This window comes from Agarivorans sp. JK6 (assembly GCF_045277145.1).
Classification (GTDB): domain Bacteria; phylum Pseudomonadota; class Gammaproteobacteria; order Enterobacterales; family Celerinatantimonadaceae; genus Agarivorans; species Agarivorans albus.
The window spans coordinates 3,066,799-3,080,610 of sequence record NZ_CP113525.1 but is presented as its reverse complement, the minus strand read 5'-3'; the positions used below and the strand labels follow the sequence as shown (position 1 = coordinate 3,080,610).

General features: G+C 48.0%; 17 protein-coding genes. 1 reads left to right on the top strand and 16 read right to left on the bottom strand.

Going from position 1 to position 13,812, the window contains the following annotated elements; genetic code table 11:
- Positions 1–7: 7 nt before the first annotated feature.
- The gene (locus OV592_RS14320) at positions 8–619 is read left to right on the top strand and encodes a hypothetical protein (protein WP_016401291.1); all 612 of its coding nucleotides are present in this window, start codon (positions 8–10) and stop codon (positions 617–619) included.
- Here the strand turns inward: OV592_RS14320 and OV592_RS14315 are convergent.
- From OV592_RS14315 to OV592_RS14240, 16 genes are all read right to left on the bottom strand, one after another.
- Positions 592–1,836: an MFS transporter gene (locus tag OV592_RS14315; protein WP_406609049.1), complete on the bottom strand. Its 1,245-nt coding sequence runs from the start codon at positions 1,834–1,836 to the stop codon at positions 592–594. The genes OV592_RS14320 and OV592_RS14315 overlap by 28 nt on opposite strands.
- A complete protein-coding gene (locus OV592_RS14310; RefSeq protein WP_016401289.1) occupies positions 1,836–2,489 on the bottom strand; it encodes a DapH/DapD/GlmU-related protein in 654 nt (217 codons plus the stop codon). The genes OV592_RS14315 and OV592_RS14310 overlap by 1 nt, the downstream gene beginning before the upstream one ends.
- Positions 2,490–2,505: 16 nt before the next feature.
- Positions 2,506–3,258 (bottom strand): phosphonate metabolism protein PhnP, encoded by a 753-nt coding sequence (phnP, locus tag OV592_RS14305; protein WP_406609048.1) that lies wholly within the window; start codon positions 3,256–3,258, stop codon positions 2,506–2,508.
- The gene (phnN, locus tag OV592_RS14300; RefSeq protein WP_406609047.1) at positions 3,255–3,857 is read right to left on the bottom strand and encodes a ribose 1,5-bisphosphokinase; all 603 of its coding nucleotides are present in this window, start codon (positions 3,855–3,857) and stop codon (positions 3,255–3,257) included. The genes phnP and phnN overlap by 4 nt, the downstream gene beginning before the upstream one ends.
- The gene (gene phnM, locus OV592_RS14295; RefSeq protein ID WP_406609046.1) at positions 3,857–4,993 is read right to left on the bottom strand and encodes an alpha-D-ribose 1-methylphosphonate 5-triphosphate diphosphatase; all 1,137 of its coding nucleotides are present in this window, start codon (positions 4,991–4,993) and stop codon (positions 3,857–3,859) included. The genes phnN and phnM overlap by 1 nt, the downstream gene beginning before the upstream one ends.
- A gap of 4 nt (positions 4,994–4,997) precedes the next feature.
- The gene (gene phnL / locus OV592_RS14290) at positions 4,998–5,699 is read right to left on the bottom strand and encodes a phosphonate C-P lyase system protein PhnL (RefSeq protein ID WP_406609045.1); all 702 of its coding nucleotides are present in this window, start codon (positions 5,697–5,699) and stop codon (positions 4,998–5,000) included.
- A gap of 24 nt (positions 5,700–5,723) precedes the next feature.
- Entirely contained in the window at positions 5,724–6,548 is an 825-nt protein-coding gene (gene phnK, locus OV592_RS14285) for a phosphonate C-P lyase system protein PhnK (RefSeq protein WP_406609044.1), read from the bottom strand.
- Positions 6,532–7,431: an alpha-D-ribose 1-methylphosphonate 5-phosphate C-P-lyase PhnJ gene (locus OV592_RS14280; protein ID WP_406609043.1), complete on the bottom strand. Its 900-nt coding sequence runs from the start codon at positions 7,429–7,431 to the stop codon at positions 6,532–6,534. The genes phnK and OV592_RS14280 overlap by 17 nt, the downstream gene beginning before the upstream one ends.
- Positions 7,418–8,539: a carbon-phosphorus lyase complex subunit PhnI gene (locus tag OV592_RS14275; RefSeq protein WP_406609042.1), complete on the bottom strand. Its 1,122-nt coding sequence runs from the start codon at positions 8,537–8,539 to the stop codon at positions 7,418–7,420. Before OV592_RS14275 ends, OV592_RS14280 begins: the two co-directional genes overlap by 14 nt.
- Positions 8,539–9,138, bottom strand: a complete 600-nt coding sequence (gene phnH / locus OV592_RS14270) for a phosphonate C-P lyase system protein PhnH (protein ID WP_406609041.1) — start codon at positions 9,136–9,138, stop codon at positions 8,539–8,541. Before phnH ends, OV592_RS14275 begins: the two co-directional genes overlap by 1 nt.
- On the bottom strand, positions 9,138–9,608 hold the full coding sequence (phnG, locus tag OV592_RS14265; protein WP_406609040.1) for a phosphonate C-P lyase system protein PhnG: 471 nt from the start codon (positions 9,606–9,608) through the stop codon (positions 9,138–9,140). Before phnG ends, phnH begins: the two co-directional genes overlap by 1 nt.
- The gene (gene phnF / locus OV592_RS14260) at positions 9,605–10,303 is read right to left on the bottom strand and encodes a phosphonate metabolism transcriptional regulator PhnF (protein ID WP_406609039.1); all 699 of its coding nucleotides are present in this window, start codon (positions 10,301–10,303) and stop codon (positions 9,605–9,607) included. Before phnF ends, phnG begins: the two co-directional genes overlap by 4 nt.
- Before the next feature lie 11 nt (positions 10,304–10,314).
- A complete protein-coding gene (phnE, locus tag OV592_RS14255) occupies positions 10,315–11,103 on the bottom strand; it encodes a phosphonate ABC transporter, permease protein PhnE (RefSeq protein WP_406609038.1) in 789 nt (262 codons plus the stop codon).
- A 69-nt stretch (positions 11,104–11,172) separates the two neighbouring features.
- Entirely contained in the window at positions 11,173–12,180 is a 1,008-nt protein-coding gene (gene phnD / locus OV592_RS14250; protein ID WP_406609037.1) for a phosphonate ABC transporter substrate-binding protein, read from the bottom strand.
- Positions 12,181–12,206: 26 nt separating this feature from the next.
- On the bottom strand, positions 12,207–13,031 hold the full coding sequence (gene phnC / locus OV592_RS14245) for a phosphonate ABC transporter ATP-binding protein (protein WP_406609036.1): 825 nt from the start codon (positions 13,029–13,031) through the stop codon (positions 12,207–12,209).
- Positions 13,032–13,445: 414 nt separating this feature from the next.
- Positions 13,446–13,736 (bottom strand): hypothetical protein, encoded by a 291-nt coding sequence (locus tag OV592_RS14240; protein ID WP_016401275.1) that lies wholly within the window; start codon positions 13,734–13,736, stop codon positions 13,446–13,448.
- Positions 13,737–13,812 lie beyond the last annotated feature (76 nt).

Below are 13,812 nucleotides of genomic sequence, written 5' to 3'. Positions count from 1 at the left end.
ACTCAACATGAAATTACGCCTCGCTGTTGTTGGCGCTGCTATGTTCGCTGCTCTTCCTGCTCAAGCCGATCTACTAGGTTTAACACTGGCTAGCCATATCGCTCAAACCAATACTGACCCAAAAGCCTCGTCGGCTTGGCAAGGAGATTTAGAGCTGCGTTTTAAGCATCCTATTCCGCTTATTCCAAATGTGGCAGTAGGTGCTAACAAACGTAAGCAAGGTGATGCGGCAGATGGTTCTAGCTACCAAGGTGAGTTGTATTACAACTTGTTTGATACTGCAGGCCTTTATCTAGATGTGGGTGCGGGTTACGAGCGTTGGGACAGTGCCAACACTGCCTTAGCTGGCTCTGATGACGGTGAGCAAGTATACGCTGTAGGGCGTGTGGCTTGGCGTTTCCCTGGTTCTGGCTTAGGTTTGGAAAGTGATTTAAAACTGTCGCTTACCGATGAAGATTACAAAGCTAACCGTTTCCGCGCGGGTGTTAACTACGAACTGTTTGATTTAGTGGCGAGCACTATTGATATCTCTGCCGGTTACCAGTACGAAGATATTGCAACACGTAGCTACAGCACCAGTAATAGCGGCGCTTACTTAGGTTTAGCTGTTAACTTCTGATAGCGAGTTATTTTGGCAGTTTGTTGCAAACAACAGGCTGCCATTGCCATAAACCCTAGGCCTGCACTAAGGCTGACTAAACCAAAAATACCCTGCTGCTGATTTAACTGCCAAGCAAAAGCACCAAGAAATGGGGCACTTGCGCTGGCGAGTAAATAGGGCACGGCCAACATTCCCGATATCGCTCCAAAGCCTTGTTCACCGAGTAATTGTTTGGTTAACACTGGCCGCAAAATACTGGTCACACCATAAGCACTCCCTTGTAATACGACAAACAGCCAAATAAGGTGCTGGAGATGATCGAGCTGCCACAGCAAAAAGGCGGCAACGAGCAAACTGCCAAAACACAGCATGGTTATAAGGGTATTCGATAGCCGTTTATCTACACTGATCATTGCGATGCGCCCAAGCACTTGCATTGGGCCAATCATCGCCATGACTAACACGGCATTATCTGCGCTAAAGTTGAGAGCGTGCATGCTTGGTAGTAAAAAGTTGACCAATACCGTGTGGTTAAGTGCGCTAAGAGAAAAGGCTAAGGCAATAAACCAGAACACTGCGTTTTTAAGCTGAGCATTTGGCGCGCTCGATTGCTTAATGTTTGCGATGGCTTGCGTTTTGCGAAGCTCTGAGCTTTGGGCCGCTTGAATTAACTTGGCGCTAATAAACAGCAATGGTGTAGCGATGAGCAAAACAATCAAGGCCAAACTCATGGATGTTATTCGCCAGCCTAAGAGGTCGATAAGGTAATGGCAAAGTGGAAAGCTTAGGGTACCTGCAAAGCCAGCATATAAGGTGACTTTGGTGATCGCCGATTTAGCGTTGTCCCCGCGATAACGGGTAAGAAAAGCAAAACAAGGTTCGTATAAACACCCAGCGCTAGCACAGCCTAGCACTAACCAAGCAACATAAAACTGCCATAAGCTCTGCACTTGGCTAACGGCCAGCAAAGCCATTCCGCCCAGCATAGCGCTGCAGCTTAAAACCCGTGGGCCAAATCCTTTGTCGATTAAACCGCCAATAAATGGCGAGCAAAGTGCAGAGGCGACTAAGCAAATTGTGAATGCTAACGAGACATCGGCAATCGACCAAGCAAGCTGCTGATGCCAAGTGAGCAGCGTGGCAGGAAAGCTATAGTAAAGGCATGCCCAAAGTAGTGTTTGGGCAATGGCCATTCCATGAGTGGCTAAGCGAATTTTCGTTGAGGCTAGTGCCACTAAACGCTTTCGCTTAGCAGTTGTTTCTCATAATGCTCTAGAAAGCTTAAGCAGTCTTCTTGGAACAAGGGAAGGGCCTCGGCAAGCTTTTCATGCGACCAATCCCACCAGGCGAGTTTTTCTAGGCGCTCGCCAGTGCTTGGTTCATCAAAGCGCGGCCTTAATACCTTGGCAGGATTACCCACCACGATGTGCCAAGCGGGTACATCTTTAGTGACAATACTGCCAGAGCCAACAATGGCGCCATTACCAATGTTTACACCTGGCATAATAATCGCGCCGTGGCCAATCCATACATCGTGACCAATCTGCACTTTGTTATCTGCACGCCAATCAAATACCTGATTGTCTACCTTTGCTGCCATTCCATACTTTTGCGGGCGGTAGCTAAAGTGGTGCAGGCTTGGCCGCCACCACGGGTGGTTGCTGGGATTTACCCTTACGCTTGAAGCAATAGAGACAAACTTTCCTACTTCGCATAAAGCAATATCTACGTCATTTTGAGCGTAGCTATAATCACCAAATTGCACGTTGTCTAATAGGCAGCGCTCGCCAATTTCAGTCCAGCTGCCTAGCTCAGAGCTGGTTACCTTACTGCTATTAGCTACGCTGGGCTGGCTGTTTAAATTTGCGCCGGGGTCTACTATTGCCATGGTTATTCCTTTGAAGTTATAAGCTTAGGCATAATTCATCATGCCCAACCAGCACATTGCTGGGTAAGCAGTTGGGGTGTTGCATGAGGTATTCGTCTAAATCGTGGCCAATGTGGGTGAGCACCCAAATGCTGTCGGGCAGTGCATGTGCTAACTCAAGCACGTCGCTAAGATTATTGTGATTGCCTGAACGATGCAGGGGAGAGTTACTGCAATCAATTACTACATATTTTGGCGGCTGGCGCAGCAATTGTTGCCAGCTTTGGTCTGGGATCCCTAGGGTATCGGTTAAGTAGGCAATCCGGCCATTTTCACTGGTAAACAAGTAGCCTAGAGTAGGTTTTGAGTGATTTAACGCTAGGGGAGTTATGTTGATACCTGCTAACGAAAAGCTATGCAAGGCCTGCCTAGCTGGCTGAAAATCTAGTAAACCAGGGTGCTTAAATAAGTCATCACAACCTAAGGGATCATCTGGGTGATAAACCGGAATTGGCTCGGCTACTCCCCAGCGTAATTCAAATAAAGCCTGTACATGATCCATGTGAAAGTGGGTGAGTAACATGGCATCAATAGACCCCGCTGGAAAGCGGGTTTGTAACTGCGGGTGGTTGGCGTCGATGAGTATTCGTTGGCCGCTTACCTCTAGCACCGCTGAGCAAAGTAATCTTGCTTTGCTGGGGTCTAAGCTCGCTCGCTGGCAGGCGAGGCAATCGCAGCCGTACACTGGACAGCCTGTGACATTACCGGTGCCAAGTAGGGTTAGTTTCATTGGATATATAACTCAGTCGTTTCGGTTTCAATGTATTTGAGCAGTTTGCTCACGGTGCTGTCTAGATTGCGGTTGTTGTCTAAGCGCCAACACTCTTCTGGTAGAGAAGCCTGATATTGTTCGCTGCGGCGCAGCCGTGCAGAGATATCGTGTTCAGATTCACGACCGCGCTTGCGCAGGCGTTCGGCCAATATGCTGGGGTCTACCTCTAAGGCGATTATTCGCAAGCGCTCCCCAAATAACTCTTCAGCTAAGGGGATCTGTTGGCGAGAACCGTTGAAAAGCACCGAGAACCCCATGCTCAACCAGGTATTTACTTCGTTACCCACTGCGTAATTGCAGCCGTTGGCCTGCCAGTCCATCGCAAATAAGCCGCTGTGTTTACGATGGGTGAACTCTGGCACGCTTAAGGCAATGTGATTTTCACCGCTATCATCTACCGCGCGGGTGATGTAGCGATGAGCAATCAGCAGGTTGCTGTCCGCTTGCAACTGGCTACGTAAGCCATTAATTATGCTGTCTTTACCTGAGCCAGAAGGCCCCACCAAGTAAAACAACTTGGCTTCGCCGTTGAGTTCACTGGCAGTTAGCGAAGTCATCAAAATACTCGCTCTCCTTCACGCCATACTTGCAACACTTGCAAGCGCTCATCATTGGGTTTGGCTAATACCAAGTCGGCCCGTTTACCCTCGCAAATACTGCCTCGGTCGTCCATGCCTAAGGTATGTGCTGGAGTTAGGCTAACCATTTGAATGGCCTGACAAAGATCGTAGTTGTTATCTTCCATGTTAGCCACCATATATGCGGCATCAAGTAAACTGGCTGGGTAGTAATCAGACGACAAAATATCCAGCACACCTTCACGAGCCAGCTCTGCCGCGGCCACATTGCCTGAGTGGGAGCCGCCACGCACAATATTTGGCCCACCCATCATTACCTGCAAGCCCGCTTCGTGTGAGGCTTTAGCCGCAGCAACAGTGGTTGGGAACTCGGCAACGGCACAACCTAATGATGCAGACTCTAGGGCGTGTTCAAGTGTGGCGTCGTCATGGCTGGCCAAGGCAATGCCTCGCTCGCGAGCAGAGGCTGCAATGTGTTTACGATTTGCGTCTGACCACTGCTCGGATGCGGCAGTTTGCTCGGCTTCAAAAGCTGCCATTTCTTTATCGTTTAAGCCGTATTTGCCCATGTAGTAAGTGCGATACTTTTCGCTGTCTACAAATTGGCGTTGGCCTGGTGTGTGATCCATTAACGACACCATGGCTACTGGCCCTTGCTCAACCAAAGTTTCGAATATGTTGGCGGTATCGGCATTCGGCAGTTCACAGCGCAAGTGCAGCAAGTGCTCGGCGCGATTAACGCCGCGTTGCTGGCTATTCACAATGGTGTGTAGCATCCGCTCAAGGTTGGCAAGGCGAGTGCCGTGGTCGTTAATGTAACCTAGTGCAATGGCATCAAGCACGGTGGTGATACCGCTGGAAATCATTAAGGCATCGTGGCTAGCCATGGCCGACCCACTGGGCCAGCTCACCTTAGGCCGTGGGGTGAAAAACTTTTCTAAGTTGTCGGTATGCAATTCAATAAGGCCCGGCAGCAGGTAAGCGCCGTCGCCGTTTATGGCACTACTGTGTTGGCTTTGAGTATCACTAAGCGCCACGATGCGGCCTTCACGAACTTCTAGTGACCCTGTTACTACTTCATGTTCCAGAACCATATTTACATTGGTAATAATCATCACACTATCCTGCTAATTGTGCTGGTTGTTGCATGTTGTGTAGGCGGTCTGCGACTAAATCGCGCACCCAAACATCGTGAAATATGCCAACAATGGCTGCGCCGCGTAGTTTGGCGGCTAGAATTAATTCAACCACTTGCTGAGCATTGTGTTTGTCTAATGAGGCGGTTGGTTCGTCTAGCAACAATATTGGGTAATCGAGGGCGAAACCGCGGGCAATGTTGACCCGTTGTTGCTCACCACCAGAGAAGGTAGCGGGTGCTAGGCTCCATAAGCGCTCAGGCACGTTTAGGTGGCTTAATAAGGTTTCGGCTTTAGCTTTGGCTTGGCTATCGCTAATGCCATTTTCTAACATCGGTTGCATTACGATATCTAAGGCCGATAAACGTGGAATAACCCTTAAAAACTGGCTTACCCAACCAATGGTATTGCGGCGTAACGCAATAATTTCTCTTGCTTGAGCGGTAGCTAAATCTAGCCACTGCTCACCTTGGCTAATCAGCAATTCACCTTCATCAACTTGATAGTTACCGTAAAGTGAACGTAATAGGCTAGATTTACCAGAGCCTGAGCTGCCGTTAAGCACCACGCACTCTCCGGCAAAAATCTCTAGATTTTGCTGGCGTAAAACCGGTAAACGCGCAGCCCCTTGATTGTGTAATACAAAGGTTTTGTTGATGTTTTTAGCGATCATGACGGGTTTCATGATGAATCCTTGTAAGCTAGGCGTTTATTGTTGAAGAACCGATGAAACCAACAATTGCGTGTAGGGGTGACGAGGGTCATCCAACACTCGGTCGGTAAGGCCGCTTTCTACCACTTGGCCTTGCTTCATCACCATGATTCGGTGCGCCAACAACCTTGCTACCGCTAGGTCGTGAGTAACAATAACCACTGCGAGTTGCAGTTCGGTGACGAGATTACGAATTAAATCTAATAAACGCGCTTGTACCGATACATCTAAGCCGCCTGTGGGTTCGTCCATAAATACCAAACGCGGATGGGTAACTAAATTGCGCGCGATTTGCAGGCGTTGCTGCATGCCGCCGGAGAAGGTGAGGGGCATGTCGTCAATTCGGCTTTGATCTATTTCTACCGCTTTTAGCCAAGTGAGTGCTTGCTGGCGGATCTCGGCGTAGTTGCGCCAGCCGTTTTCCATTAAACGCTCGCCAATGTTGCCGCCCGCCGACACCCTTGGGCGAAGCCCATCTAGCGGATGTTGATGAACAATGCCAAAGTTTTGCCTGATTAATCTGCGACGTTCCGCTTCACTAATTTTGTATAGCTCTGCGGTGTTGCTATCGCTTTGAAAACTAATGCTACCGGTTTGTGGAGCAAGGCGACCCGATAAGGTTTTGAGCAAGGTAGTTTTACCAGAGCCCGACTCACCCACAATGGCCAATACTTCACCGGGATAAAGGCTTAAGTTTACGTCTTCAAAGCCTTTGCCTGGCGCGTACAGCATGCTCAAGTTTTGGGCTTGGAGTAGGGCTGGCTCGGCTTGGTTCGCGGCGTTTGCGCGAGGTTCTTCAAGTTGCTTAGCTAACTGAGTCATGTTCAGCTCCTAGTTGCGCGGCTTGTTGCTTTTGGCAGTAGTCGGTGTCTGAGCAAATGAACATGCGTTGCCCTTGGTCGTCGATCAGCACTTCATCAAGAAAGGTGTCGTGGCTACCACATAGGCTGCAAGGCTCATCCCACTGCTGAATGCTAAAGGGGTGGTCGTCGAAATCGAGGCTGTGCACATCGGTGTAGGGAGGAATGCAGTAAATACGTTTTTCTCGGCCAGCACCAAAAATCATTAAGGCTTCCGATTGATGTAGCTTTGGATTGTCGAATTTAGGAATTGGCGATGGGTCCATAAGGTAGCGCCCATGCACCGTTACCGGATAAGCGTAGCTGGTGGCGATGTAGCCATACTTCACAATGTCTTCGTACAGTTTTACCTGCATCGAACCGTACTCTTCCAAAGCGTGCATTTTTTTGGTCTCGGTTTCGCGCGGTTCAATAAAGCGCAGCGGCTCGGGAATAGGCACCTGAAAAACCAGAATTTGGTTGTTGCTTAAGGTTTGCTCTGGAATGCGGTGGCGGGTTTGAATAACACTGGCTTGTTCGGTTTTTTCGGTAGTGGCAATGTCGCAAACTTTGCTGAAAAAATGACGAATAGATACCGCATTGGTAGTGTCGTCGGCGCCTTGGTCAATCACTTTAAGTACGTCTTGCTGACCGAGAATAGAGGCACTAAGCATAATGCCGCCGGTTCCCCAGCCGTAAGGCATTGGCATTTCGCGTCCACCAAAGGGAACTTGATAACCAGGAATGGCGACACCTTTTAAGATGGCACGGCGGATCATCCGTTTGGTTTGCTCGTCTAAGTAAGCAAAATTGTATTGCTGGCTACTATCATCTAGTGCAGTAGCCTGTTGGCTAAAGCTGGTCATGGCTGGCTCCTTGCTGGCGCATTTTTCGTAGCAGTTCTAGTTCCGATTGGAAGTCGACGTAATGGGGTAATTTAAGGTGAGAAACAAAGCCGGCGGCTTCTACGTTGTCGGCATGGGCCAGCACAAACTCTTCATCCTGCGCTGGGCTGCTTACTGGCTCGTTATAGCGCTCGGTTTGCAAAGAGCGATCGAGTAGGGCAACCGCCATAGCTTTGCGTTCGCTAAAGCCAAAGGCTAAGCCGTAACCTCGGGTGAAGTGAGCGTCTTTATCTTGTGGGCTAACAAAGCCATTTACCATTTCACATTCGGTGAGAGTAATGCTGCCTATTTCAACCTCAAATCCCAACTCTTCTGGGCAGATTGCGATGGCTACTTCTCCGCTACGAATTTCACCAGCAAAGGGGTGGTTACGCCCATATCCACGTTGGGTGGAGTAGGCCATAGAGAGTAAAAAGCCTTCGTCGCCGCGGCTTAGTTGTTGTAAACGCGCAGCCCGTGAGCAAGGGTAACTAATCGCTTGCTGGGTAATATCGGCGGGCTCTGCGCCACTGTCTGATTCAGGCTCGGCTAAACCTTGTTGTTCTAGTAACGCAAACACCTTGCTAAACGCTTGCTGCTTGTTGCTTGTTAAGGCTTCATCTTCGCTTGGTGTTGGTTGCGAGATTGAGTGTTGGCTTGGTTGACTGAGCTCCGCTTGTTGCTCGGCCAACAAGCTGAAATCTAATAGGCGGTGGCTATAGTCGTAAGTTGGACCTAATTGCTGCCCGCCCGGTAAATCTTTATAGGTGGCCGAAATTCGCCGTTGCACCTGCATGTTGCCGGTGTTTAAAGGGAGGCAAGTGGCTAACAGCGGTAACGTAGTGCGATAGGCGCGAAGTAAGAAAATGGCTTCTATTTGGTCACCGCTGGCTTGTTTAATTGCCAGGGCCGCCAACTCACGGTCAAAAATGCCGCCTTCGGTCATAACTCGCTCTACCGCTAAGCTAAGTTGTTGGCTTATTTGCTCAACACTCAGCTCGGCAACATTGGTGTCGCCGCGGCGACGTTTAGCTTGCAGTTTATGTGCTGCGGCAATGGCTTTTTCACCACCTTTTACTGCTACATACATTAGCGTAACTCCAGCTTGGTGGTGCGACTAATCGCCACCAGTGATTGTTGATGACAAAACATAAAATCGAGACCCAGTGGAAAGCGGTGGCTCGGCTTTAGCAGGTAATCAACGATGTTGGTGCTTAGGTCGCCTAACTGCAGGTCAAGCTTATGTTTTATGCCCGGCCCAGATAGTTGAAAGACTGGCCCGGTGCGCAAACTGTTGGTTTGAATTAACACGGTTGCGCTTTGTTCTGGGCTGGAATCTGTACCGGCTTTTAGCTGGCTTAAATCCAACTCTTCTTGGGCGTCTACTACAACAAAATCGGCTTGATTAATGGGCGCCGGGCTAAGGCCGTTATGAAAGGCTAAGTTGTGTAAGGCTTGTTCAATTGGCTGCTCTGCGTTTTTTGCTAAAGCAGCGCTTAGGTAAAGCGCAGTTTGCTGGTCACATAAACTCATAATAACTTGGCTAGCTGCGGCATTAAGCGGCGCAAAACCTAAGTGATGTTCAAGTGTTACTTGGCTGCCTGGTTCACTAAGCGCTTTGAGTATTTGTCTAAAACACTGTTGAGCGTTGTGTACGCTGTTAGGAAAGCCCGCTTCAATTGTTTGCATTAGTCTTCTCCTCGAACCACGGTGAAGAAATCTACTTTTGATTCTGCTGCTTGAGCGGCAGTTTTTGCTTGTTCTGCTTGTTGTTGCTCAGCCAAAGGCTGAATTACCGCTTCGTGTAAGCTGGGCGCATGCTCGCCGTTTTGCATCAAGGCATCAATTAAGGCTGAAAGCAGGGCGTGTTGTTTGGCCCGACCGCGTAAATAGCCGTAACCTAAAGTGCCATCGCTTAAGCGCACAGCAGCGCGAGTGATGGTGGTATCACCTAGGTTAAAGCGTTCGCCATTGCCACCGACCCGGCCTTGTAATTTGGCTAAACCGATCTCTGGTTGGCGAATAATTTCACATTCTGGATCTAGCTTTAGCTGTCGCCAGCGACTAGATAAGTCTTGATAAGAAGCCTTGGCTAATACTGCCATCCAGTGTTGGCGCGCGGCTACATCTGCCGCTTGGGTAGATTGTTGGGTAGTCATTGGGGGTGCTCCAAGCTTAGCTCTACGAGCTCGGCTCTAATATGGGAGATTGAAAATTCGAAAGGCTGTTGCTGTTGGTCTACGTTAACCGTTTGTAGGGTTAACAAGGGTGTACTGCCATCAATTTGCAAACAGGCGCAGTCTTCTCGATTAGCCATTTGCGCACCCACTACCGTGTGGTGTCGGCGCAATTCAAGCTGGCAATGCTGTTGTAAAAAACCGTGCAGTGAGCCCTGCTGATACTGGCTTAAGTGATTTTCATGCTCGCCCATGCGCAAGTGGTGAAAAACAATACTAATGGGCATTTGGTCGATAAAACGCAATGTTTTGAGCTGCAAAATGGGGCTGGCTAATTCAATGTTTAACCCTTTAGCCACCTGATGATTGGCGTTGGCGCGGCCAAAGCTTAGTACTCGGCTAATCGGTTTTGCCCCGGCATTTAGCAAGTTGTCGGTGAACTTGGACCCGGCATGAAGTGGGTAGCGAACCGGTTTGCTTAATACCATTACCCCTTTACCTTGCTGGCGCAATAACCAACCTTTAAGCACTAGTTCGTCGATGGCGCGACGCAAGGTGTGGCGATTAACTTGATAGCGTTCTGCCAAGCGTTGCTCGGGCGGCAAGTATTGGCCTGCTTGGTAAGCGTGGCTAATTTCTTTTTCAAGGCTTAGCGCGATTTCTTGGTAACGGGGCATCTTAAGCTCGCTTAAATAAACAGTTTTCTAACGCGTTGAGAGATAAAGTCGAGCAGACTTACAGTGACTACAATGATGATCATCACTGCGCAGGTTTGTGGAAACATAAAGCCGCGAATGCTTTCCCACAGAATTACCCCAATGCCGCCAGCGCCAACCATGCCTACAACTGTGGCTGAGCGAACATTCGATTCGAAGCGGTATAAGGAGAATGAAATCCACAGTGGGAGCACTTGCGGAATGACCCCATAAACAATTTCTTCCAGCTTGTTTGCGCCAGTAGCTCTTACCCCTTCTACTTGGCCGGGGTCGATGGCTTCTACAGCTTCCGAAAACAATTTAGCCAGTACGCCGGTGGTATGGATAAACAAGGCCATTACACCAGCAAACGGACCTAAGCCAACGGTAACAACAAACAGCATGGCAAATACCATTTCGTTAATTGCTCTGGCTGCATCCATTAGTCGACGCATAGGCTGATACACCCAAGCTGGAACCATGTTTTCGGCACACATCAAACCAAAAGGAACTGATAAAAAGATTGAGAAAATGGTGCCCCAAATGGCGATGTGCAGGGTCACTAACATTTCTTCGAGGTAGTAATTGATGTCGGTAAAATCTGGTGGAAAGAAGTCACTGGCTAACTCAGCCATGTTGCCGGCATCGTCATAGATCTTCATCGGGGCTATTTCAGCGCCTTGCCAGCTCCAAGTTAAACCGGCGATGGCGATGGCCCAAAAAAGTAGGCTTAACCAAGATGGCTTGGAGTTTTGGTTAAGAATTGCGGCTTCGGTAGTCATTTAAAGTTCTCAACATGTCTAGATAAGTTGCCTAAAGAAAAGCTGGGTTTGCACCCAGCTTGTCGTTCGCTATTGGGCCATTGCGGTAATGGCGCTTTGCTGGCGATTTAAATCAGCAAGTTGGGCGTCAATTACTGCTAGCTCAGCGGCTTTTTCGGCTTTCGACAACTTGGTGTCGTTTTCTGTAACAATGCGGTTTTTGAACAATACCAATTGACGAATAGGTAGTAGTTGAAGGTCGCTAGAGGCTTTGAACGGGGCCCACTGTAGCGCTTCTAATACTGCTAGTTCTTGAGCATCACCAGTGGTGCCGTACTCCATGAAGAAGTCATATACTTCGCCTTTCACACTTTCTGGTAGGTTTTTACGCCATACAATTGGGTCTGAAGGAATAAGTGGTGACTTCCAAATAACTTTTAACTGCTCAAACTTTTTAGGTGCAGTAATTTTTAAGCGGTCCATGTTTTCGGTGTTGCCGGTTGCTACATCTACTTGTTTCGCTGCTGCGGCTAAAGCGTTCGCTTCGTGGCCAGAGTTCATGCTGCGTTTGAAGTCAGACACTGAAATGTTGTTTCGTGCAAATACGTAGTACGAAGGTACTAAGAAGCCAGAGGTTGAATTTGGATCGCCGTTACCAAAAGTAAGGTCACCACGCTTGGCGATAACATCTTCAAGGCTGTTTAGCGGGCTATCTTTATGAGTAACCAATACGCTCCAGTAACCAGGGTTACCTGTAGCATCAACTGTCTGTGCGAAGATTTCGCCACCGGCGCGGTCTACTGCTTCCATGGCTGATTTATTGCCATACCAAGCTACGTCTACTTTATCGAAACGCATACCTTGAATAATGCCTGCGTAATCGGGAGCAAAAAATGCTTTTACCTTGAAACCGGTTTTCTCTTCCATCGCCTTTAAAAACGGTGTCCAAGTGGTTTTTAAGTTTTGCTGAGACTCAGTAGAAATAATCCCAAAGTTGATGGTGTCCATCGCTTTTTCAGCAGCTGAAACCATGGTTGAACTTAACGCTGTCGCAACAACTGCGGTTGCAAAGGCTGTCTGCTTGATTAGCTTTAACATGCCATCTATCTCCTTATTAATTGGGTTTAGGCCATCTGTGGCCAAAGTTGTGGTACTGCTTGGTCTTGGTTTTCGGTGGTTGTTAGTTGATCTTGCGAGCCGTATAACGCGGCAAGTTTGGCTTCGTTTAATTGCTCGCTAGGTCCGTCGTAAAATACTTTGCCAAGTTTTAGCGCCACAACACGTGGGCAATAACGTTTGGCGTAGTCAACTTGGTGTAAGGTCACCACTACTGCGATGCCTTCTTGTTTATTGATGTCGGTGAGTATTTCCATCACGATGCGCGACGACTCTGGATCTAAGGAAGCAATAGGCTCATCGGCTAAAATGATCTTGGCGCGTTGCATTAAGGCGCGAGCAATCGCTACGCGTTGTTGTTGTCCGCCAGATAGGGTTGAAACGCGCTGTAAAGCAAATTGCTCAAGGCCTACGCGTTTTAACGCTGCTAAGGCTTGGCGCTTTTGCTCAAAAGTAAAACGGCCAGTAAGACTGCGCCAGCTAGGAGTTGCGCTTAGTGCGCCAATCAAAACATTTTGCAAAACGCTAAGGCGTGAAACCAAATTAAACTGCTGGAAGATATAACCTGTTTGGCTGCGGCTTTTGCGTACGGTGTTACAAAACTTGCCGTCACGTTGCACTGGCATGCCAAGAACTTCGATGTAGCCTTTGCTGTTTTTGTCACTGCTAACCAAGCCATTTAAGTGGCGCAATAAGGTTGATTTTCCTGAGCCTGACGGCCCAAGTAATGCCACCATTTCACCTTGCTGAACACTTAAATCTACGCTTTTAAGGGCGTGGTTGTTTTCAAAGTGTTTGTTCAGCTGCTTTACTGTGATTACTTGATTGTTCATTACAGGATCCTGCCGTTGTTTTGAACAATAACTTAGGCTTGTAATGTGACAGTTAGCTTATCTAGACATGTCAGTTGGGTGACTTATTTGTGGCGATTTGGTTACAAAGTGTTCAGGATTTAGTTGACTAAGTAGACTGGAAGATTTTTCTTAGAACTTGCTTATGAGCAATAAAAACCCGTTTTGTGGTGTTAAACCAAAGAGGAAGTTGCAGTTTGAGGGTTAAACAATGACGAGTTAGTTCCTAAATGCTTCTACTAAATATCGAGGGCTTGTTTATAAGGACCAACAGAAAGGTCTTTCTTGAGTTTATTGAATAATCCGAGTGGGCTTAGTCACTCGGATTTTTTATTGAGTTTACTTAATCGAATGCTCTCTATATAAACGGAATTAAGTGAGCATTGTTGATTTAAATTAAGCTGCTTTGGTGTTTTCTTCAGTGGCGGTTTTTAGCATGTAAACACCACCTACAATGGCTGCTATACCAAATACAATAAACCCATAAGCTTTGTTTTTTTGTGCTTCTAATGCCGCATCTAAACCTAGCCCGCCCAGTAAATCATTCCCAGCACCACCAAATAAACCGCCTAAGGCTTGTGCTTGTTGCTCTGCGACTGCGATGTCATTAAGGCTAAAGCCACCAATAGCAATTAGAATCACACCAATTACTGCCACAACGATACCTACGGTTTTCTTAGTGCTCATTTTAGAATTTCCTTATTAATCAGTTATCTGAGCGCGAAATATAGCATCGGTAAAACTAATAACAATATGCCGAGAA